The sequence below is a fragment of the Vibrio hepatarius genome, from assembly GCF_011806575.1.
GTDB classification, from domain to species: domain Bacteria; phylum Pseudomonadota; class Gammaproteobacteria; order Enterobacterales; family Vibrionaceae; genus Vibrio; species Vibrio hepatarius_A.
This window is the reverse complement of record NZ_JAATOO010000037.1, coordinates 1-18,327: the sequence shown is the minus strand read 5'-3', so window position 1 is coordinate 18,327 and position 18,327 is coordinate 1. Positions and strand designations below refer to the sequence as shown.

The 18,327-nt window shown below is 47.4% G+C and carries 22 protein-coding genes and 1 pseudogene; 16 read left to right on the top strand and 7 right to left on the bottom strand.

The features are described 5' to 3' along the window. Genes HCZ42_RS20190 through yigB form a run of 3 tightly spaced genes read left to right on the top strand, consistent with a single transcriptional unit; the run spans nt 1 to nt 2,346 of the window. Nucleotides 1-723 (top strand): DUF484 family protein, encoded by a 723-nt coding sequence (locus HCZ42_RS20190; RefSeq protein ID WP_167422497.1) that lies wholly within the window; start codon nt 1-3, stop codon nt 721-723. Beyond that, entirely contained in the window at nt 695-1,624 is a 930-nt protein-coding gene (xerC, locus tag HCZ42_RS20185) for a tyrosine recombinase XerC (RefSeq protein ID WP_167422496.1), read from the top strand. Before HCZ42_RS20190 ends, xerC begins: the two co-directional genes overlap by 29 nt. Further along, nucleotides 1,624-2,346: a 5-amino-6-(5-phospho-D-ribitylamino)uracil phosphatase YigB gene (gene yigB, locus HCZ42_RS20180; protein ID WP_167422495.1), complete on the top strand. Its 723-nt coding sequence runs from the start codon at nt 1,624-1,626 to the stop codon at nt 2,344-2,346. The genes xerC and yigB overlap by 1 nt, the downstream gene beginning before the upstream one ends. Here the strand turns inward: yigB and HCZ42_RS20175 are convergent. Together HCZ42_RS20175 and HCZ42_RS20170 are read right to left on the bottom strand one after the other, a co-directional pair. Next, entirely contained in the window at nt 2,333-2,953 is a 621-nt protein-coding gene (locus HCZ42_RS20175) for a tRNA-uridine aminocarboxypropyltransferase (protein ID WP_167422494.1), read from the bottom strand. The genes yigB and HCZ42_RS20175 overlap by 14 nt on opposite strands. Continuing rightward, nucleotides 2,954-4,492 carry a COG3650 family protein gene (locus HCZ42_RS20170; RefSeq protein WP_167422493.1) on the bottom strand — a complete coding sequence of 513 codons (1,539 nt, stop codon included), beginning with the start codon at nt 4,490-4,492 and terminating at the stop codon, nt 2,954-2,956. It abuts the gene before it with no gap. Between the two features lie 43 nt (nt 4,493-4,535). On the opposite strand from HCZ42_RS20170, the gene HCZ42_RS20165 reads away from it, so the two are divergent. Further along, nucleotides 4,536-5,006, top strand: coding sequence for an EVE domain-containing protein (locus HCZ42_RS20165; protein WP_053410917.1), 471 nt, complete (start codon nt 4,536-4,538; stop codon nt 5,004-5,006). A 42-nt stretch (nt 5,007-5,048) separates the two neighbouring features. Here the strand turns inward: HCZ42_RS20165 and HCZ42_RS20160 are convergent, their stop codons facing one another. Together HCZ42_RS20160 and HCZ42_RS20155 are read right to left on the bottom strand one after the other, a co-directional pair. Beyond that, complete coding sequence (locus HCZ42_RS20160) at nt 5,049-5,876, bottom strand: Cof-type HAD-IIB family hydrolase (protein WP_167422492.1); 828 nt, start codon at nt 5,874-5,876, stop codon at nt 5,049-5,051. Nucleotides 5,877-5,980: 104 nt separating this feature from the next. Then, nucleotides 5,981-6,982, bottom strand: a complete 1,002-nt coding sequence (locus HCZ42_RS20155; protein WP_167422491.1) for an alpha/beta fold hydrolase — start codon at nt 6,980-6,982, stop codon at nt 5,981-5,983. An 84-nt stretch (nt 6,983-7,066) separates the two neighbouring features. Between HCZ42_RS20155 and rhtB the strand changes: the two genes are divergently transcribed. The 7 genes from rhtB (at nt 7,067) to HCZ42_RS20120 (ending at nt 13,347) form a co-directional block, all read left to right on the top strand. Beyond that, nucleotides 7,067-7,684 carry a homoserine/homoserine lactone efflux protein gene (gene rhtB, locus HCZ42_RS20150; RefSeq protein ID WP_167422490.1) on the top strand — a complete coding sequence of 206 codons (618 nt, stop codon included), beginning with the start codon at nt 7,067-7,069 and terminating at the stop codon, nt 7,682-7,684. Between the two features lie 19 nt (nt 7,685-7,703). Beyond that, complete coding sequence (locus HCZ42_RS20145) at nt 7,704-8,930, top strand: EAL and HDOD domain-containing protein (RefSeq protein WP_167422506.1); 1,227 nt, start codon at nt 7,704-7,706, stop codon at nt 8,928-8,930. Nucleotides 8,931-9,052: 122 nt separating this feature from the next. Then, a complete protein-coding gene (locus HCZ42_RS20140) occupies nt 9,053-9,394 on the top strand; it encodes a metalloregulator ArsR/SmtB family transcription factor (RefSeq protein ID WP_167422489.1) in 342 nt (113 codons plus the stop codon). 37 nt (nt 9,395-9,431) lie between these two features. Next, complete coding sequence (locus HCZ42_RS20135) at nt 9,432-10,433, top strand: ArsJ-associated glyceraldehyde-3-phosphate dehydrogenase (protein ID WP_167422488.1); 1,002 nt, start codon at nt 9,432-9,434, stop codon at nt 10,431-10,433. Nucleotides 10,434-10,444: 11 nt separating this feature from the next. Continuing rightward, nucleotides 10,445-10,936 carry a cyclin-dependent kinase inhibitor 3 family protein gene (locus tag HCZ42_RS20130; RefSeq protein WP_167422487.1) on the top strand — a complete coding sequence of 164 codons (492 nt, stop codon included), beginning with the start codon at nt 10,445-10,447 and terminating at the stop codon, nt 10,934-10,936. A 69-nt stretch (nt 10,937-11,005) separates the two neighbouring features. Continuing rightward, nucleotides 11,006-12,226, top strand: a complete 1,221-nt coding sequence (gene arsJ, locus HCZ42_RS20125) for an organoarsenical effux MFS transporter ArsJ (RefSeq protein WP_167422486.1) — start codon at nt 11,006-11,008, stop codon at nt 12,224-12,226. A gap of 107 nt (nt 12,227-12,333) precedes the next feature. Continuing rightward, nucleotides 12,334-13,347: an acyltransferase gene (locus HCZ42_RS20120; protein WP_167422485.1), complete on the top strand. Its 1,014-nt coding sequence runs from the start codon at nt 12,334-12,336 to the stop codon at nt 13,345-13,347. Here HCZ42_RS20120 and HCZ42_RS20115 read toward each other — a convergent pair. Further along, on the bottom strand, nt 13,344-13,673 hold the full coding sequence (locus tag HCZ42_RS20115; protein WP_167422484.1) for a DUF2500 domain-containing protein: 330 nt from the start codon (nt 13,671-13,673) through the stop codon (nt 13,344-13,346). The genes HCZ42_RS20120 and HCZ42_RS20115 overlap by 4 nt on opposite strands. 348 nt (nt 13,674-14,021) lie before the next feature. Between HCZ42_RS20115 and HCZ42_RS20110 the strand changes: the two genes are divergently transcribed. The 4 genes from HCZ42_RS20110 (at nt 14,022) to HCZ42_RS20095 (ending at nt 16,943) form a co-directional block, all read left to right on the top strand. Next, the gene (locus HCZ42_RS20110) at nt 14,022-14,387 is read left to right on the top strand and encodes a DUF4145 domain-containing protein (protein WP_167422483.1); all 366 of its coding nucleotides are present in this window, start codon (nt 14,022-14,024) and stop codon (nt 14,385-14,387) included. Nucleotides 14,388-15,336: 949 nt separating this feature from the next. Further along, nucleotides 15,337-15,960 (top strand): lysoplasmalogenase, encoded by a 624-nt coding sequence (locus HCZ42_RS20105; protein WP_167422482.1) that lies wholly within the window; start codon nt 15,337-15,339, stop codon nt 15,958-15,960. Between the two features lie 65 nt (nt 15,961-16,025). Beyond that, the gene (locus tag HCZ42_RS20100; protein WP_167422481.1) at nt 16,026-16,262 is read left to right on the top strand and encodes a YecH family metal-binding protein; all 237 of its coding nucleotides are present in this window, start codon (nt 16,026-16,028) and stop codon (nt 16,260-16,262) included. Between the two features lie 96 nt (nt 16,263-16,358). Further along, nucleotides 16,359-16,943 carry a YhgN family NAAT transporter gene (locus HCZ42_RS20095; RefSeq protein ID WP_167422480.1) on the top strand — a complete coding sequence of 195 codons (585 nt, stop codon included), beginning with the start codon at nt 16,359-16,361 and terminating at the stop codon, nt 16,941-16,943. 56 nt (nt 16,944-16,999) lie between these two features. Here the strand turns inward: HCZ42_RS20095 and HCZ42_RS20090 are convergent, their stop codons facing one another. Together HCZ42_RS20090 and rsmD are read right to left on the bottom strand one after the other, a co-directional pair. Next, nucleotides 17,000-17,266 (bottom strand): DUF1145 domain-containing protein, encoded by a 267-nt coding sequence (locus HCZ42_RS20090; RefSeq protein ID WP_167422479.1) that lies wholly within the window; start codon nt 17,264-17,266, stop codon nt 17,000-17,002. A gap of 13 nt (nt 17,267-17,279) precedes the next feature. Beyond that, complete coding sequence (gene rsmD, locus HCZ42_RS20085; RefSeq protein WP_167422478.1) at nt 17,280-17,879, bottom strand: 16S rRNA (guanine(966)-N(2))-methyltransferase RsmD; 600 nt, start codon at nt 17,877-17,879, stop codon at nt 17,280-17,282. A 210-nt stretch (nt 17,880-18,089) separates the two neighbouring features. Between rsmD and HCZ42_RS20080 the strand changes: the two are divergent. Then, a pseudogene (locus HCZ42_RS20080) lies at nt 18,090-18,327 on the top strand (signal recognition particle-docking protein FtsY); the annotation flags it as partial.

The following is an 18,327-nucleotide window of genomic DNA, read 5'->3' as shown; positions in this document are numbered from 1 at the left end:
ATGGAAAAACAATTAAACGTATCTGACATCGAAGCAGATGCATTGACCGCTGAGGTGGTGTCTGAATACCTGCGTGATAACCCTGATTTTTTTACCTCTCGACCAGAGCTGGTGGACAGATTGGCGTTAAACCATCAAGAGCAGGGCGCGGTTTCATTGGTCCATGTACAAATGAACCGTCAGCGTCAACGTATTGAAGAGCTGGAAGAAGAGATCACCAGCTTGATGTCGATGGCGAAGAGTAACGACAGAACGTTTCACGAGTTTATGGGACTGCAAGAACATATTTTGCAGTGTGATTCGTTGCTCACCGCGGTCAAAGCGATTGAAGAAATGGCGAAATCGTTGGGTTTGGTGGCGTATGTGCGCTTGCTCGATAGTGAGTCAAATTACTATCAGTTGAGCAAAGAGGGTTACCAACGCTTTGCGACGAACCACCTCAACGGTAAGAGCGCGTATCTAGGTCGTCTGCGTAAGGTCGACCGTGACGTGATCTTTGGGGACAACAACCGCGCGCCTGAGATGGGGTCGTATGTGGTTTTGCCGCTCAAGAGGAAAGCGTTGCAAGGTATTTTAGCGTTTTCGAGTACCGACGGTGGTCATTTCCAACCGCATATGGATACCTTGTTCTTGCGTCATTTGGCGCTGGTACTTTCCCATCTAATTGAATTCTTGCCATGGCAAAACGAAGACGATGAACGAATCAGCAATACCTCTGCCTAACAGTCTTCAACGGCCCCTAGAACGCTTCTATGAATATCTAAGAAGCGAAAAGGGGCTGAGTTTGCACACCCAACGTAACTACAAACAACAGCTCGAAACCATGGCGCAGCACTTAGCTCACTTAGGGATCAAAGATTGGTCGCAAGTGGACGCGGGTTGGGTACGCCAACTTGCCAGTAAAGGCATGCGTGATGGTATGAAAGCGAGCAGTTTGGCCACGCGTTTGTCGTCACTACGCAGCTTTTTCGACTTTCTGATATTGCGCGGAGAGATGAATGCAAACCCAGCCAAAGGGGTTTCCGCGCCACGCAAAAAGCGTCCTTTACCGAAAAACCTTGATGTGGATGAAGTCGGTCAATTGTTGGAAGTGAATGAAGACGATCCACTTTCGGTGCGAGACCGGGCGATGATGGAACTGATGTACGGCGCGGGTTTGCGTTTGGCGGAAATGGTCAGCGTGAACGTTAAAGACGTTGGCTTGTCGTCCGGTGAATTGCGTGTGGTTGGTAAAGGTGACAAAGAGCGTAAAGTACCGTTTTCAGGCATGGCTGCGGAATGGGTCGCCAAATGGCTCAAAGTTCGTGCTAGCTTGGCCAATCCCGATGAGCCTGCGTTGTTTGTTTCCAAGCTCGGTGTGCGTATCTCCCACCGCAACGTACAAAAGCGAATGGCGGAATGGGGACAAAAACAATCGGTCGCCAGCCATATTAGCCCGCACAAGTTGCGCCACTCATTTGCCACCCACATGTTGGAGTCGAGCAACAATTTGCGTGCGGTTCAAGAGCTGCTGGGGCATGAGAACATCTCAACCACCCAAATCTACACCCACTTGGATTTTCAACACTTAGCTGAGGTGTATGACCAAGCGCACCCAAGAGCGAGAAAGAAAGGAAATAACTGATGCAGTTTTATCGCCACCTAGCGCCAATCAAGGCGATGACTTTCGACCTAGACGATACGCTTTACGATAATCGTCCAGTTATCCGTCAAGTGGAAGCGAGTATGGCGGCGTGGCTGCATAAGTATCATCCGATCTCTGCGACTCAGCCTCATCGCTGGTGGAATCAGATTAAGCGTCAGGTGGCTAGGGAAGACGATTGGCTGCTCAATGACGTCACCTTGTGGCGTCATCGACAAATTGAACATGGCTTGACCCTGTTAGGCTATGAAGATGACCAAGCCAAGCGTGCGGCAGACGATGCGATTGAAGAAGTGCTGCGACTGCGTAGTGACTTTACCGTACCCGATGAAGCACATCGCGTTTTAACACTGCTCGCCGAGCGACTGCCTTTAGTGGCGATCACCAACGGTAACGTCGATGTCGAAAGAATCGGCCTTGATGGGTATTTCTCGTTGGTGCTAAAAGCAGGACCAGACGGCTACGCAAAACCTCATCCGGATCTGTTTCAAAAAGCGGCGCAGCACTTAGCGCTGCCTACAGAATCGATTCTGCACGTCGGTGATCACTTGGTGACCGACGTGTTAGGCGCAAAGAACAGCGGCTTTTCTGCATGTTGGTTCAATGGCGATCAGCAAACCCTCTTCGATCACCCAAAAACTAAAGTGCTGCCTGATGCAGAAGTCAGCCAGTTGGCCGACTTACTGCGTCTTATTGAGCGCTAAACTGCTCGCCAGTATACCGATGACCACTTTTATCGGCTTGAAAGACGTTCATATAGTGGCTAAAGAAGGTCCGTAAACTCGCTGAATCTTGCTCATTCCCCAGTTCACGAATCACTTCTGCGCCGACTTCTAACGTGCACAGGTGCCCTGCAGCTTGATTGCGCCGCAACTGGTACTGAGACTCTTGCTGTGGGTTTATGTGCACCAATGGCAACGATTGTAGCCAAGTGCTTTTACGCAGCATTTTCTTAGCTTCCTGCCAAGTCCCATCCAAAACAATAAACAGCGGCTGCTTGTTGTCTGCAAGGCTGGTCTGCTGAGCAGTTGCCACAGACACACTCTCATTACCGGGAAACAGTAAGTAGGCCGCATAGTTTTCGTCATTGAGCAAGCGCATTAATGCGGGACACGGTTGTTTACGATGCCAAATGTGCTTACTCGATGACGATACCGCTTTGAGCAACCATTGCCCGGTATTGGTATCACGACTGAGTTCGTTCTCGTGCGTCAACAGCGCAAAATGCGCGGCGACGGTCACCGTCGGTAGTTGTGTGCATACGCAGTTGAACTTCAGTCCGCAATCCGGACATTGAGCGTTATCAGACATTTATAGTGTGACTCCGCCCTGATGTGGGGTTAATCCATCCGAAAATAGCTGCACTTGACTGATTTCATCGTAATTGGCCGTCGGTGCCACACTTGGATTCTGCGGATAACTGATGCTGTTATGTTTAAGCACATGCTGGTTTGGTACCGCGCCGCCACCGCTGACAAACAGGATCAGGTCTTGCCATCCGTCGTGGGCTTGGGTGCCTAAGTTGATTGGCGTACGTACTAAAGTGATACGACTGTTGAAGCGCCATTTTTGCTGGTGGTTTTCAAATATCAGTAGTGTACAGCCGCCAGAGCCGCACCAATCCAGTTGTGCCAGTAGCTCTTCGTTGCCATCCCCGTTGAGGTCGTACGTCAACCAACGGTAGCGCGTACCCGTTGGATCGGTCTTGTGCAGTCGGAAGTACTCGCGCAGGGTTTTATCGACTTGTGGATTAAACTCGGCGCTGGAGGCCACTTTGCCTGCTTCGAGCGTTCGAGTCGTAGGCGAAGAGACGGACTCAGTCAGTGTTTGTTTGGTCTTGAACAGCGTAATGCCGCCGTCAGCGATCTCATAGATTACGTCGCCGACTTTTTCTTTCTTGGCGGTCAGCTGGTAGCCATCGCGTGTGTAGATACGCTCTGAGTTAAGTGGCTGATTTTGTAGCAGGGTATTGGCGACCTGAACTTGGTTTGGGTTGAGCTGTTGCCAGTATCCTCGTTCGACTGTATCCGCTTCGCCGTTCTGGTAGCTGTATGTGGTATTGGCTGAGTGGTCGGGATTAAGCGTCATCGTGACGCTAAAAGGCGTGTTCTGTGTTGATTGCGCTTGATACGTGGCTGCCCAATTCTGGGTGGCATCACGATTCGACAGCGTAGCGCAGCCGTGATAAGTCTTGTTATTGAGCTTAAAGGTCGCACTCCAGCCGTACAAGCTGTCACTCATCCCATCGACACAGCTTTGTTGTTTCATGTCTAAGCTGCCGCCAGCAAACTGGTAGCGTCTACGATCGCTTTCAATTCGGCTTGATTCGATCGTCAGTGGTTGCTTTTCTGCACCAAACTGCTCAAACACTAATTGGTTTTTAGCAAACTTGACCGACCAAGACGGTTCAACACCAAATGCGTGCGTCGGTTTCTCTGCTAGGTCGCATCGATTCGGATTTTCAGCGGAGAGCACATTGATGTGGTCAACGACAAAGCGTGCTTTGTAGTCTGACGAGAAACCGTCTTTGCTTGGTGCTTCCAAATGGCCAATTACTTCACCATAAAGCGGCTCGTATGGTCCGCGGACTAGAGTCAGTCCTTGCTGGAAACGGTCTTGAGGAAGATCTAGCCAGTATTGATTCTGACTGCCACAAGGTGTGATAGAACGCACTTCGTTGCCCAGCACGACTTGGCCACGCATGACAAAAGTCTGCGCGACGACCGACTTTGGCTGGTCAAGTGTTGCCTGTGGCTCTGCAGGAGGCGTTTCTACATTCGTTGTGGAGCTGGAACACGCCTGGAGAGCGAGCAAAGTAGCCAGTGCGACTGGGTTTTGTAACGCCTTCATGTTATATCTCCTCTATAGACCCTAGAATGTTATCGGAAGCATTATGGCATATTGGCTATTTAAAACAGAACCTGACACCTTCTCAATTGACACGCTACGCACACAGTCAACCTCATGTTGGGAAGGAGTACGCAATTATCAAGCAAGAAACATGATGCGAGATGAGGTGAAAGAAGGCGATTTAGTACTGATTTACCACTCATCGTGTAAGAAAGTCGGTGTTGCTGGAATTGCGAAGGTGATTAAACAAGCCTATCCCGACCATTTTGCGTTCGACCCAGAAAGCGACTACTACGACCCGAAGTCGACACCAGAGAATCCGCGTTGGGTGATGGTGGACATCGAGTTTGTGCGCAAAACGGAGCGATTGATTCCGCTTTCGGTACTCAAGGCGATGCCGGAACTAGAGAACATGCCATTGGTAAAACGCGGCAATCGCCTTTCGATTATGCCGGTAAGTGACAGCGAGTGGCAGGCGATCCTCGATAAAGAGAAACTCCCGAGCCAGCGATAAAAAAGGGCAGCGATAGGCTGCCCTTAGTGTTTCGACGAGGCTTTAGAATAAGTGCGTGTGCAGATATTGCGCCACGGCGTCTTCTTCGTTGCTGCCGATCACTTCGTTGTTAGGTAGCGCGGCTTTCACTTTATGGTGCGATGTGCCCATCACCAGACCTTTACCCGCCATCGACAACATCTCTACGTCGTTCATACCGTCACCGAACGCAATGCAGTTTTCCAAAGAGAAACCGAGCGACTTAGCCACCGCGTCCAGCGCATCCCCTTTTGATACGTCCGCAGCCATGACTTCTAAACACCAAGGCGTTGAAAATGCGATATTCAGTTGGTCGCCGAACTTCTCACGCAACTGGTTCTCATATTGCACCAAGTGTTCGTGGTCGTGTTTTGGGTGGGTAAAGAAGACTTTGGCAATGCCATTCGTCGGTGCGTTGCTGGCGTTGAAACGAGTGTAAGTAAAGCCAGATTCGCTGTGGAATTTTGCTAACACTTCGTCGTCGCGGTCCATCAACCATTGTTCATCTTGGTAGAGATGGATGTAGATCTCTGGATCGTGACGGATCACATCGATCACTGGCTGAACCAACTCTTCTGGTACGTTTTTGCTGTACATCAGTTGGTCGTTCTGGTCGTGAACGCGGGCGCCGTTTGATGTGATCATGTACGCTGGAATGCCCGCAATTTCGCGAATACCTGCCACATCTACATGGTGACGGCCCGTCGCAAATATGAAGGTGTAGCCTTTGTCGTGCAGTTCTTTCAGCGTTTGTTTGGAAAAGTCACTTAGCTGGTGGTTTGGTGCCAGTAGCGTGCCATCAAGATCTGAAGCAACAATGCGGAATGGCGTTTCTTTGCGTGTTTCGGTCATATCACCCTCGTAACAGTGCGTAGTTCAACCCAATCAGGGTAGACGACATAGTTTACTTGAAGGAAAGGAGGAAAAAGAGGGTAAAGATCACCCTCTACATTTTCCTATTTTGAGGATTGCGAATTATGAAAGAAAGTGATTATTGTATCCAGCGCTTGATTACGGTGTTCGTCCGCTTCAAACAGCAATTCGTGGCGTGCGCCGTAAACGATCTTTAGCGCGCACTCTTGGTTGGTTTTCGCCAACTTTTTGATGAACTTAATTTGGTGCAGGTTGGAAACGATACGGTCTTCGCTGGCTTGCAATAACAACAAAGGGATTTTGACCTGGCGGGTCATCAGCAAGCATTTTTTGGCTGACATCAACCCTTGCCAAACCCAGCGAGTGCTTGCTCCACCTATCTTAAATTCTGGTCTTTGTTCGTATAAATCGCGAAACCAATGATAACGTGCAGAACTTTGGCTTAAAAAGTTACCATCGAAAGGTTTTGGGAAATAGGCGACCTGACCAGGCGCAAAGGTTGGTTTAGGGTGATACATTGTCAGCAATTGACCGAGCATCGCTGCCACTGGCTTTAGGTGCCAAGGCAGATTGACGCCAAACATTGGTGCGCTCAGTGCAATTGCTTGAAAAGGGTGTTGTGGCTGGGTTTGGATATAGCGCGTGGCAATGTTGCCTCCCATTGAATGGGCGAGTATGTAGCGGCTCTGGTAGCGCTCCAAGTCAAAGTGGTCAACCAGCAGTTTCAAGTCTTCGACGTAATCTTCGAATTCTTCGACGTAACCCATTTCTTTGTCGTCGATAAGACGGTCTGATAACCCTTGACCGCGATGGTCGTAAGAATAGATGTCATAACCCTGATTAAACAGGTCGTAGAAAAGCTCTTGGTATTTCCAACTGCACTCGATTCGGCCGTTGACGACCACGATGGCTTTGGTGTGTTCTGGTTTGGTCAACTTAACCCAGAACAACTTCTTTTTATCGAACGATTTAAAGAAGCCTTCTTCGCGAGATTGCCAAAAATGACCGATTTCTCCATCGATGGCTTGCTCAAAATTTGTCTCTTGAGTATAAGGGGCAATAATAGCGGAACTCGAAATATTCATGATTGAAGATAACCCAAAGAGTTCTTATTCTGATACAAAACTAGATTATGTGAGTCTAACACGCGTTAGTCGAGAGGAAACACAATGGATATTCATGTTTGGTTAGCGTATTTAGTGACTGCGGTTGTATTTAGCTTAGCACCGGGTTCTGGAACGGTGAATTCGATCAGTAACGGTCTAAGCTATGGTACGCGTAAATCACTGGCGGCAATCGCTGGTCTGCAAATTGGTCTCTCGATCCATATTATTCTCGTTGGTGCGGGCATCGGTGCTTTAGTGGCTCAGTCCGCACTCGCGTTCAGTATCATCAAATGGGTCGGTGCAGCTTATCTGGTTTGGCTTGGGATTCAAAAATGGCGTGATCGCGGCAGTTTATCTATGGCGTCAACGGATGATTCGTTATCGGGTTTGACCTTGATGAAAAACGCGGTATTGATTAACCTGACTAACCCTAAATCGATCGTGTTTCTGGTCGCGCTTTTCCCACAGTTTATCGATCCAACCCAAAACCAAGTGACACAGCTGTTGGTTTTGGGCGTAACGACGGTGGTGATTGATGCGATGGTGATGCTGGGTTACACCTCTTTGGCATCACAAATGGGGCGTTTTATCCGCTCGGAGCAAGTGATGAGCAAAATTAACAAAGTTTTTGGTTCGATGTTTGTCGGTTGTGGCGCCTTACTAGCGACGGCGAAGGCGTAACCTGCTCATGCAGCAATCGATGCGCGACACCTATGTGGCTCGACAGCCGATTCTCAATGCTAAGCGACAAACCCTAGGGTACGAGTTGCTATTTCGTGACGGCGAAAATAATGCCTATCCTAGCCATATCGACTTAAATCGCGCTACTTACCGCCTGATTGTTGAAAACTTCCTGTCGATCGGTACCAATCCAATTCGACAGAATTCGCGCTGTTTTATCAATTTTCCGCACGAAAGCATACTGCACCGGCTTCCGCTGGTTTTGCCCAAAGACAAAGTGGTGATTGAGGTATTGGAAACCTGTATCCCCAACGACGAGTTGTTTGAGGCGCTAAAGGAAATTAATGCTGCGGGTTACCTGATCGCGCTGGATGATTTCGTCTATACCCCAGAGTGGGAGCGTTTTTTACCTTTGGTACACATCGTCAAGCTGGACATCATGGCATTGGGTTTAGACTCCGCTTGCCAAACAGTAAAAGCTTTACTGGCCAAAGGGGGCAATCGCCGCTATTTGGCCGAGCGAGTCGAGACCGAAGAAGAGTTCCTTGCCGCGCGTTCTGCGGGCTTTAGCTTCTTCCAAGGATTCTTCTTTAGTAAGCCTCAATTGACCAAGCAGCGTTATTTGGGACCAGAGCAAGTTATCGCGATGGAATTGTTCCGCGAAGTGTGCCGTCCTGATGTCGACTTTATCAAGATCGAGCGAATTATAGCCCGTGACATTTCGCTATCGTACAAACTGCTGCGCTTTGTCAACTCGATGTCTGACCGCTTAGAAGTGTCGATCTCTTCGTTTCGTCAGGCGCTGATTTATCTAGGCCAAGACAAACTCAAGATGTTTGTCTCTTTGGCGATTGCTTCGTTTATCTCTTCCAATAAGCCGCCAGAGCTGTATACGCTCTCACTTCAACGCGCGCAGTTGTGCCAATTAATGTCGCAATATCAGGCTTTTAGCCAGCAGCGAGACCAAGCGTTTCTGATCGGATTGTTCTCGATGTTGGATGCGTTGTTGGATATTTCACTCGACGATGTCGTGGCGCAATTGCCGCTGTCTGACTGCATTAAGATGGCTCTGCTGGAACGAAAAGGGCCGTTTGGTGTGCTGCTCAGCGCGGGCGAGTGTTATGAGCGTGCTGACTGGGGCGGCCTGCAGCAAGCGTGTAGTCAATTGAATTTGTCGGTTGAAGACGTGATGCTGCAAATCTCTGAAGCGCAGCGCTGGAGCCAAAGCGTCAACCGCCTTAACTAACCTCCGTTCGGGACTATTTATCTCATTTTCTCTGTGAACTTTTCGTGACAGTCGCCAGCGCGGCTTGATCTTTTCTGTCTGACAGATAAATATATACGCATATCCATATATGAGTATGTTTTATGTTACCTCACCAGTTTTTCAAATTGCTTTCTGATGAAACCCGCGTGCGTTGCCTGATGCTGATTGTGCGCGAGGAGTGCCTATCGGTCGGCGAATTGACCGAAGCGCTGCAAGAGAGCCAGCCAAAAATTTCACGCCACCTTGCCCAGTTGCGTTCGAGTGGTGTGCTGGTGGATGTACGCCAAGGGCAATGGGTGTTTTACCGACTGGCGGCAGATTTACCAGGCTGGATGCGTAAACTCATCGACGACTTGGTGGCGTCGAACTGCCTCAAAACCGAATATCGGTTAGATATCCAACGACTTCACACCATGCAGGCGCGTCCTGTGTGTTGCCAATAATTGTAAACGTATTAATAGAAATTAAAGAGATAGAACGATGACAATCAAAGTAGGGATCAACGGTTTTGGCCGTATTGGACGTTTAGCACTGCGCGCAGCATTTGACTGGCAAGAGCTAGAGTTTGTACAGATTAACGACGTTGCGGGTGACGCAGCGACACTGGCGCATTTACTTGAGTTTGATTCGGTGCAAGGTCGCTGGCACCACGAAGTGCGAGCAGAAGGCAATGAGATTGTCATTAACGGCCAAGTGCTCAAAACCAGCCAAGAGAAAGACATCGGCGCGGTTGATTGGTCTGGCTGCGACGTTGTGATTGAAGCGACAGGCGTGCATCGTAAAACTTCGTTCCTTAACCAATATTTGGCGCAAGGCGTCAAACGTGTGGTGGTATCTGCACCCGTCAAAGAAGAAGGGATTGCGAACATCGTTGTTGGTGTGAATGATGAAATTTTCGACCCTGCTATTCATCAAATCGTGACTGCGGCGTCTTGTACCACCAACTGTATCGCGCCTGTGGTGAAAGTTATCCACGAAAAACTAGGCATTGAGCAGTCGTCCTTCACCACTATCCACGACCTAACTAACACTCAAACGATTTTGGACGCGCCACACAAAGACCTGCGCCGTGCTCGCGCATGTGGCATGAGCTTAATTCCAACCACGACGGGTTCAGCGACCGCGATCGTAGAAATCTTCCCTGAGCTGAAAGGTAAGATCAATGGTCACGCAGTGCGTGTGCCGTTGGCGAATGCGTCGTTGACGGACATTATCTTTGACGTGAAACGTGATACCACAGCAGAAGAAGTGAACGCGCTGCTTAAAGAGGCGGCACAAGGTGAACTGAAGGGCATTTTGGGTTTTGAAGAGCGTCCACTGGTGTCAATCGATTACAAAGGTGACCAACGTTCAACCATCGTCGATGCGCAGTCAACCATGGTGGTAGGCACTCGTATGGTGAAGATTTACGCGTGGTACGACAATGAAATGGGTTACGCGACACGCACCGCGGAACTGGTTCGTAAAGTCGGTCTGGCGTAAGGAGACAAGCAATGACACATCCTACATGGCAATTAAACGTAGACGCTGGTGCGTTAGTACTTACTCCGTGTCCTGGTACCAAAGACGCTGACTTAGACACGTCATTGACGCAGTTAAAGCAACAAGGCGTCGCGGCGATTGTCACCGCGCTAGATGAAAGTGAGTTGGCGAGTAAAGGTGTTGCTGAGCTGGGCGAAAAAGCGCAGCAATTGGGCATGAAATGGTTCCAGATCGAGATCGAAGATGATTGTGCGCCGGGTGATGAGTTTGCGGCGAAATGGCAACAAGCGAGCCCTGAACTGCATCAAGTGATCGCACAAGGTGGCAAAGTTGCGATGCATTGCATGGGTGGCTCTGGCCGTACTGGTTTGCTGGCTGCTCACTTTCTACTAGAGAAACAATGGCAACTGGATGACATCGTGCGTGAAGTACAAGCGCTCCGTCCGGGGGCATTTACTAAGTCGGTGCAAGTCGATTACATCAAGCAAGTTGCGGACAAATAGTCGCGTTTAGAGCTTTTGGAACATGGCTGTCCAAAAGCTCTGTCTACGGCACACGGAAAGCAGGAAATCATGTTCTCACATCTAAGTAAAAGTGTTCGTCAGTACATGCTGGTGACTTTCAATTACTGGAACTTCACCATTACCGATGGCGCGCTGCGTATGCTGGTTGTGCTCTATTTTCATGACCTTGGTTACAGCACTTTAGAAATTGCCTCGTTGTTTCTGTTCTATGAATTTTTTGGTGTGGTGACTAACCTTATCGGGGGCTGGTTGGGGGCACGTCTTGGGCTGAATAAGACCATGAATCTGGGCTTGGCGATGCAGATCGTCGCCTTAATCATGCTGGCGGTCCCCAATGTATGGTTGACGATCCCTTGGGTGATGGCAGCGCAAGCCTTATCTGGGATTGCAAAAGACCTCAACAAGATGAGTGCCAAAAGTTCGATTAAAACCTTGGTACCGGATGAGCAGCAAGGCGCTTTATACAAGTGGATTGCGATCCTAACCGGTTCGAAGAACGCGCTCAAAGGGGCAGGGTTCTTTGTCGGCGGATTACTGCTGTCGCTGGTGGGTTTTAAGTCTGCGGTGTTACTGATGGCGGCGGTGCTAACTCTGGTGTTTATCGGCAGTGTACTCGGTCTTGAAAGCAACATGGGTAAAGCCAAGGATAAACCTAAGTTTAACCAGATTTTTTCGAAATCGAGTTCGATCAACATCCTCTCTGCGGCGCGTATGTTTTTGTTTGGCGCACGTGACGTATGGTTTGTGGTTGCGTTGCCCGTTTATCTCGGCAGTGTCTTTGGTTGGGACCACTTGTGGGTCGGCGGGTTTCTTGCCACTTGGGTGATTGCTTACGGGTTTGTACAGGGAATAGCGCCCAAGATTACTGGCAAGGCTCAGGGGAAAGTTCCTGATGGTAGTGCTGCTTTATGGTGGGCGGGACTACTAGCACTGATCACGGCAGTTATTGCTTATGCGGTGCAAATTGGCTGGCAACCTGAGTTGGTGATTGTGGTTGGTCTGATGATTTTCGGTGCGGTGTTTGCGGTGAATTCGTCGCTACATTCCTACTTGATTGTTAGCTACGCGAAAGGCGACGGTGTATCGCTCGATGTCGGTTTCTATTACATGGCCAACGCGATGGGACGCTTAATCGGAACGATTCTATCGGGTTGGATATTCCAAATTGCGGGACTGGCGGCGTGCTTGTGGGTTTCGTTCGCGTTCTTGGCGATAACCACGCTTATCTCGATACGTTTGCCAAAAACTACCCAGACCGCCAAAGCATAATATCCATACACATCATGGTGTTATTATGACTAAAAGCTGACCAAGCCCACACTTGTGTCAGCTTTTTTGTTGCTATAGTCATCAAGTTTAATGAAAAAGGTGCAACGATGAGAGAGCGAGTTCTATTTTTTGATTTATTACGCTGTGTTGCCGCAGTCGCGGTGATCGCGATTCACGTACTGGCGCCATATCGATACGAGTTAGGGAATATCCCGTTTGACCAATGGTTTACCGCCGTGGCGACCAACAGCGTAACTCGCTGGGCTGTCCCTGTGTTTATTCTCATCTCTGGCGCGTTGATGCTCAGTGATAAGCGGCCATTTGAGTTGGGCTATTACGTAAAAAGACGGCTTGGTAAGGTGTTGGTTCCGTTTCTTATCTGGTCGTTGTTCTACGCGTATTTATCCGGTTGGACTGCGACTGGCTTTGACGGTACTACAGCGTTGGATGTGCTAAAAAATAGCCCTTCCCATGAAACGTATTACCACTTGGGGTTCTTCTATTACTTCATACCGCTCTATTTTGTTATGCCGCTATTCCAGTGGATAGTCAAAAACGACAAACTGAATCTGCTCTACGGATTCGTCACGGTTTGGTTGATTACGACCTTGCTATACCTATTTAGAGTCGCTGGGCCTTGGGATAACGAACTTTGGCTATACAGTGGTTATTTACCGCTGGGTTACTTATTGTGGAAAAAGCTGCCACTAGATAAGACGACATTATGGAGTTTTGTGCTATTAGGTGGTGGGGCGTTGGTGACCACTGTCTATATGGTGGTCAGTGGGAGCTTATCTGCGGGAGAATACACCGTGGGCCGATGGCTATCGTACAAGACGCTGAATGTGGTGTTGGTCGCCAGCATGATTTTTGTTGTTTGTCGCTTTGTTGCCGATAAAGTCGGTCCTGCGGCGATGAAAGTGATCAGTCTGATTAGTCAGCACAGTTTGGGTATCTACCTACTGCATCCAATCTTTTTGTGGCCGATGAAAGAGTTTGCTTGGTATCAGGGACATCCCGCTTGGGTTATCCCTGTTTGGATTGTACTTAGTGGCGTAGGCTCGTTGGCGGTCAGTTGGCTGCTGTCTCGCTCGAGCAAAACTCGTTGGTTGTTACCTTAATGCTTGATTGCAAAGTGGAGGAACTTGTTGCCTTGATAGGTAAGAGTTCCTCTGTCTCCGGGATTTAGTGCATGAAAGTAGTGCACACCCACCTGAAACTCTCTCTTTGGACCTAAACGGCCCTTCTGCACGTAAATCCAGTACTCGTGATCGTCTTGCCCTGGTGCTGCGTCCTCAACTTCAATTGTCTGCTTATCTAGTACAGTGACTTCAGCGGTTTGTTCTGGCGCGCCGACACCTTGAATGTGTTTCTGAAAAAAACGATTAAACGCCCATGCGCTTAATAAGATAAACACCAATATCGCGACAACCAATGAGATAGGCATGATGAGTCCTCCTTGTTACCCCCGAGTATTTTAGCTCTAATTTGCTGCGGAAAGACGGGTTAGCGCAATTGTGTGATAGCACAGTATGAACCTTGATGAATTTCTTAGAGACAAGTCACATGGGTGAAGGAAAATTGTCAGTAAGCTAATATAGCTAGTTGTTGATTCCTATACATTAATTTAATTGTATTGCGAGGTAGCGCAAAAGTAGCCTTAAGAAAGAGGTTCCTTAATAGCGCTTGGTTGTCGCGGTTTTAATTCAGGTTTGACAATAAGTTAATGGGAATGGATACCGAAGTTGGATTAGCCCTTCATAGACCCCTAAACTTACCAATGTGGAGGTAAACTATGTCTGATATCGAAAGAGTGGTCATGCGAACGAGGAAAATAGAAAGCCTGCTTCGCACTCAGTACCACGCAGAAGGCAAAGGGCTGCATCAGTTGATTACGAGCTGTGAAGAGCGTTTACCTCATGATGTTATCAGTAAGCTGCGCTTTATAGCGACGATTAGAAATAAGATCGTACACGAACATGAGTATAAGTTAGAAAACAGAAAAGACTTTTTGCGTGTTTGCGATGAATGTGAAAAAGAGCTGACACCACGTAGTAGTCGCTTTGTATGGCGGGCTGCGATTGCTTTGATGACGTTGATCACGATAGCAGCATTATTCTTTTATTACGCTCATTGGGATGTTTTGTCGTCTCATCTATAGAAAGCGATCAAAACTATGGCTTTTACGTATTGTGCAAAAATTAGAAATGCGTCTATGTCTTAGGCGTGTTTTGTACGAAAAATCTGCTGAAAAACAAAAAGGGACGCATTAGCGTCCCTTTTTGTTTTCTTAGTCTTGTATTAGTACATCATCGGCAGCGTCATTAGGCCAACAACAACCGCGATCATTACAAGTCCTTGTTTTTGAGATGAAGTAATCATAACACTGCTCCTTTAAAGTGATGTTTCAATCTATGTAAATTAGAATAGCAGTGTTTTTGGGCTTTGATCAAGTGATTCTTTTAAAATGGCACTAAAATTTCATCTTACTGACAATGATTTTACACGTAATGGTGTTAGTTTTTTGCTTTTTTTGTCGGTTTTAATCTGTCTAATATATGCTCTAAACTTATATTGTTGTTTGTAAGTTATTGTATTTTAATGGGTATAATGTTGTTTTGATAGTGTTGTTAATTTGTTCTTTGTGTTTTTGGTGCTTATCATTGTGATATGGCTTATATCCTAGTTTTACTTTGATTTTTTGGCGGTATTTTCATTGGATGAGAATTTTTCTTAGAAGTGGTATTTGAGTTTCTAGGTGTCGAGTGAGAATTATGAGTGTTTTAAACGGTTTGAATGTTCATTCTTAGATTTGTATTTTGCTTATCTTGTTGTTTTTAATGGCTTAATTATTGATTGTTGGTTTCTGTATTTTTGTGTGATTGGCTTTTTGGGTTGTAGGTGATCTTGAGTGGCTGTAGAGGGTGTTTCTCTTTGTTTGCTGAGGTTGGCCAGTATAAGCCAACGGCATCTCAACGCGCCTTGTCAATTTTGTTGTACTGTTTAGCTAGGCTGCAGAAGCATAATCAAGATCCAAGTTTTGCTTTTCTACTCTGGACTTCTGGCAAGCCCTCCATACACTGGCGACTCAGTTTAAAAGAGGTGATCTCATGTGGAGCTGGCTTTCAGTCGCGTTGTCAGGTTTTATTAGTATTTCTGCTAGTGAAAGCAATCAAAACAAACAAGCTGCAGCGTTTAAAACATTGTCGATGTTGATGCTGGTGGTGATGCTTTGGAGTCAAGGCACGTCACTCGGGCTGTCTGCTTGGTGGATCACGTTGGGTTTACTGATCTCTCTGCTCGCTGATAATCTCTACATCCTTAATAGACAGAAAAAACTCTGTTTTGCTTCTTACATTGCCGGTCAGCTTTGTTACAGCACTTCTTTCTGGACGCAACTTTCAGGTGAAATCGTTTGGTGGCTACCAGCGATGTTGTTGGCGATCGGTATCGTCGTGTTCTTTCTGATGTTGCCTAAGATCGACAAATTACTTTTCCCCGTCGTGATCATGGGAATGATGCTGCTGCAGCTTAACTGGGCAGCAGGAGAAGTGTGGTTATTTACCGGTACCACCGCGAGTCTCGTCGGTTTTCTCGGTACGCTAACACTCACCTTATCTGCGGTGCTATTGGCCGTGCACGACTATCGCCACCCCATTGCTTATGGTCGTTACCTGATTTCTGGCAGCTATTTGCTCGCCCACTCAATGATTACTGCCACTTTGATTATCTGAAATCAAGGTTAGCCACGAGGATTACATTTAATCTCCAAGCATCAACTGATGAGTGGAGTAATTCGATGGCAACAGAAATTCATGCCCATGCGGTTTTAGATTTATTACGTGAACAACCAATGAGTGAAACCGAGCTTAGAGAGTTGATTAATAGCGAATTTGGTGAAGAAGTACGTTTTAGAACATGTAAACTTTCAGGGTTTGATTTGGATTCTTTACTGGAATTCTTTGTTATACGCGAGAAAGTGATCCTGTCTGGCGGTAAGTGGACCGTCAACGCCGCGCGAGTTTGTCGCCACTAACGCGTTTATTTGCCTCCAAATTGTACAGTTGTGTTGGTATACTTCGCCGACTTTCTATTCATTCTGAGTAGTGCTATTTGTTTTGGAGGCTAATTAATGGACATTCTTTCTGCCGCAACCATGTTGTTTCTCATCATGGATCCGCTTGGCAATCTTCCTATCGTCCTTTCCATCCTTAAGCACTTAGATCCAAAACGTAGACGTAAGGTTCTAATTCGCGAGCTATTTTTTGCCTTAGGCATTCTGATGCTGTTCTTATTTGCAGGTAAGAGCATCATGAACTTTTTACATGTACAGCCGGAAACCTTGAGTATTTCTGGTGGTATCATCCTGTTTATTATCGCGATTAAGATGATTTTCCCAAGTGCGGGTAGCATTACCGGGTTAGCGGCAGGTGAAGAGCCGTTTATTGTACCGATGGCAATTCCGATGATCGCGGGTCCTTCGGTATTGGCAGCGCTGTTACTGCTTTCCAGCCAACATCCTGACAAGCTAATCGAACTGTCTGGTGCCGTCCTGTTGGCGTGGGGGACGACCTTCATTATCTTGATGTTCTACAGCTTCTTCCATCGCATTCTCGGTGAGCGAGGCTTAAAGGCGGTGGAACGTTTGATGGGACTACTGCTGATTATGATATCGACACAAATGTTCCTTGATGGTGTCAAAAGCTACATTGGCTAATAAAACAAAAAACGCCGCTCATAGGAGCGGCGTTTTTTATTGTGATAAAGAGTGTCTTACATCATATGTTTACGGCGGATATCGAGTAGGGAAAAAATGCCGAAGATGAGAATCGACCACTTCTCCCAACTGCTCATTTTGACTTTATCGCCAAACGCGCCAACAAAGATCAGCATCTGTAAGCCGTGCATAATGAACAGGAAAGCCGCCATAATGTAGAGCGCGATAGCTGCTTTGCCCGGAAACGGCATAAAGATGTTTAAGAGTAATACCAGCCAAACAAAGCCAATTGCGGCTTTTGCCAATAACAGTAATGCTTTCATTGCGACTTCCTAATTAGATTTTTTGTCGTTCAAATAGGCGATAGCAGACTTGCCCAGCGGTCTTTTCGCGGTGTAGATGCCAGTGAGCTGGGATACCTTCCAGCGCTAGTTCTTTCTCTGTCTCAATATAAATCATAGCGTCATCGGCAAGCCAACCATTTTGTTCCAAAAGCGTAACTGTTTCTGTCAGTAAGCCTTTTCTGAAAGGTGGGTCGATAAATACCACGTGTTGTGGCTCTCCCGGTTGCTTGAGAAAACTCAATGCATCGGTGTTGACAGCTTTGAGGTTGGTGGCATTCAGCGCCGCAATGTTTTTCTCTAGTTGCTTGAAGGCTTGCGGGTTGAGTTCAATCAGCATCACCATTTCTGCTTGGCGTGAAGCCGCTTCAAATGCTAAGCCTCCTGAACCGGCAAACAAGTCAAGACACTTGGCTCGTGGCACGTCTTGCGCTAGCCAGTTAAAGAGCGTTTCTTTGACACGGTCAGTGGTTGGGCGTAATCCTTCGGCATCATGGACAGGCAGTTTTCTACCTCTCCATAAGCCGCTAATGATGCGTACAAAGCCGCTGGATGGCTTTTTTTGTGATGTGTTTTGCTGGCGACGTCTTACCATAGATTTTTTGACCGCTAATAAAGTGATACTATACCCAGTCGCTCAGCAATTAAGCTCTGAGTACAGCCCAAATTTCGTTGATGACAGAGTGTATACCATCGCTATTACGCAGGAAACTTTTCACTCTGTTGTCATTTCTCTTTTCTAAATAGGCACAATGCCCTCGGAAAAGAGCCAAAGTAAATATAAGACAATCTAGGATAGCCCCAGATGACGGAAAAAAAGAAGCGCGGATTACTTTCTTGGCTTGGCTTTGGTGATGAAGACCAAGCGAAACAACCAGTAGAAGAAAAAGAACAGAATCAAACAGAAGCAACAGCTGAAGACGCGCAAACCGTTGAAGAAATACAACCAGACTCAGACACTAAACTAGCAGAAGCAGAAGCAGAAGCAGAAGCAGAAGCAGAAGCAGAAGCAGAAGCAGAAGCAGAAGCAGAAGCAGAAGCAG

What these genes read in the sequence shown, in the direction of transcription:
- HCZ42_RS20170 (WP_167422493.1), bottom strand. Translation starts at nt 4,492, where the DNA reads ATGAAGGCGTTACAAAACCCAGTCGCACTGGCTACTTTGCTCGCTCTC.
- rhtB (WP_167422490.1), top strand. Translation starts at nt 7,067, where the DNA reads ATGGATATTCATGTTTGGTTAGCGTATTTAGTGACTGCGGTTGTATTT.
- rsmD (WP_167422478.1), bottom strand. Translation starts at nt 17,879, where the DNA reads ATGGTAAGACGTCGCCAGCAAAACACATCACAAAAAAAGCCATCCAGC.
- yigB (WP_167422495.1), top strand. Translation starts at nt 1,624, where the DNA reads ATGCAGTTTTATCGCCACCTAGCGCCAATCAAGGCGATGACTTTCGAC.
- xerC (WP_167422496.1), top strand. Translation starts at nt 695, where the DNA reads ATGAACGAATCAGCAATACCTCTGCCTAACAGTCTTCAACGGCCCCTA.
- HCZ42_RS20090 (WP_167422479.1), bottom strand. Translation starts at nt 17,266, where the DNA reads ATGAAAGCATTACTGTTATTGGCAAAAGCCGCAATTGGCTTTGTTTGG.
- HCZ42_RS20175 (WP_167422494.1), bottom strand. Translation starts at nt 2,953, where the DNA reads ATGTCTGATAACGCTCAATGTCCGGATTGCGGACTGAAGTTCAACTGC.
- HCZ42_RS20105 (WP_167422482.1), top strand. Translation starts at nt 15,337, where the DNA reads ATGTGGAGCTGGCTTTCAGTCGCGTTGTCAGGTTTTATTAGTATTTCT.
- HCZ42_RS20095 (WP_167422480.1), top strand. Translation starts at nt 16,359, where the DNA reads ATGGACATTCTTTCTGCCGCAACCATGTTGTTTCTCATCATGGATCCG.
- HCZ42_RS20160 (WP_167422492.1), bottom strand. Translation starts at nt 5,876, where the DNA reads ATGACCGAAACACGCAAAGAAACGCCATTCCGCATTGTTGCTTCAGAT.
- HCZ42_RS20120 (WP_167422485.1), top strand. Translation starts at nt 12,334, where the DNA reads ATGAGAGAGCGAGTTCTATTTTTTGATTTATTACGCTGTGTTGCCGCA.
- HCZ42_RS20130 (WP_167422487.1), top strand. Translation starts at nt 10,445, where the DNA reads ATGACACATCCTACATGGCAATTAAACGTAGACGCTGGTGCGTTAGTA.
- HCZ42_RS20145 (WP_167422506.1), top strand. Translation starts at nt 7,704, where the DNA reads ATGCGCGACACCTATGTGGCTCGACAGCCGATTCTCAATGCTAAGCGA.
- HCZ42_RS20165 (WP_053410917.1), top strand. Translation starts at nt 4,536, where the DNA reads ATGGCATATTGGCTATTTAAAACAGAACCTGACACCTTCTCAATTGAC.
- HCZ42_RS20110 (WP_167422483.1), top strand. Translation starts at nt 14,022, where the DNA reads ATGTCTGATATCGAAAGAGTGGTCATGCGAACGAGGAAAATAGAAAGC.
- HCZ42_RS20100 (WP_167422481.1), top strand. Translation starts at nt 16,026, where the DNA reads ATGGCAACAGAAATTCATGCCCATGCGGTTTTAGATTTATTACGTGAA.
- HCZ42_RS20190 (WP_167422497.1), top strand. Translation starts at nt 1, where the DNA reads ATGGAAAAACAATTAAACGTATCTGACATCGAAGCAGATGCATTGACC.
- HCZ42_RS20140 (WP_167422489.1), top strand. Translation starts at nt 9,053, where the DNA reads ATGTTACCTCACCAGTTTTTCAAATTGCTTTCTGATGAAACCCGCGTG.
- arsJ (WP_167422486.1), top strand. Translation starts at nt 11,006, where the DNA reads ATGTTCTCACATCTAAGTAAAAGTGTTCGTCAGTACATGCTGGTGACT.
- HCZ42_RS20115 (WP_167422484.1), bottom strand. Translation starts at nt 13,673, where the DNA reads ATGCCTATCTCATTGGTTGTCGCGATATTGGTGTTTATCTTATTAAGC.
- HCZ42_RS20155 (WP_167422491.1), bottom strand. Translation starts at nt 6,982, where the DNA reads ATGAATATTTCGAGTTCCGCTATTATTGCCCCTTATACTCAAGAGACA.
- HCZ42_RS20135 (WP_167422488.1), top strand. Translation starts at nt 9,432, where the DNA reads ATGACAATCAAAGTAGGGATCAACGGTTTTGGCCGTATTGGACGTTTA.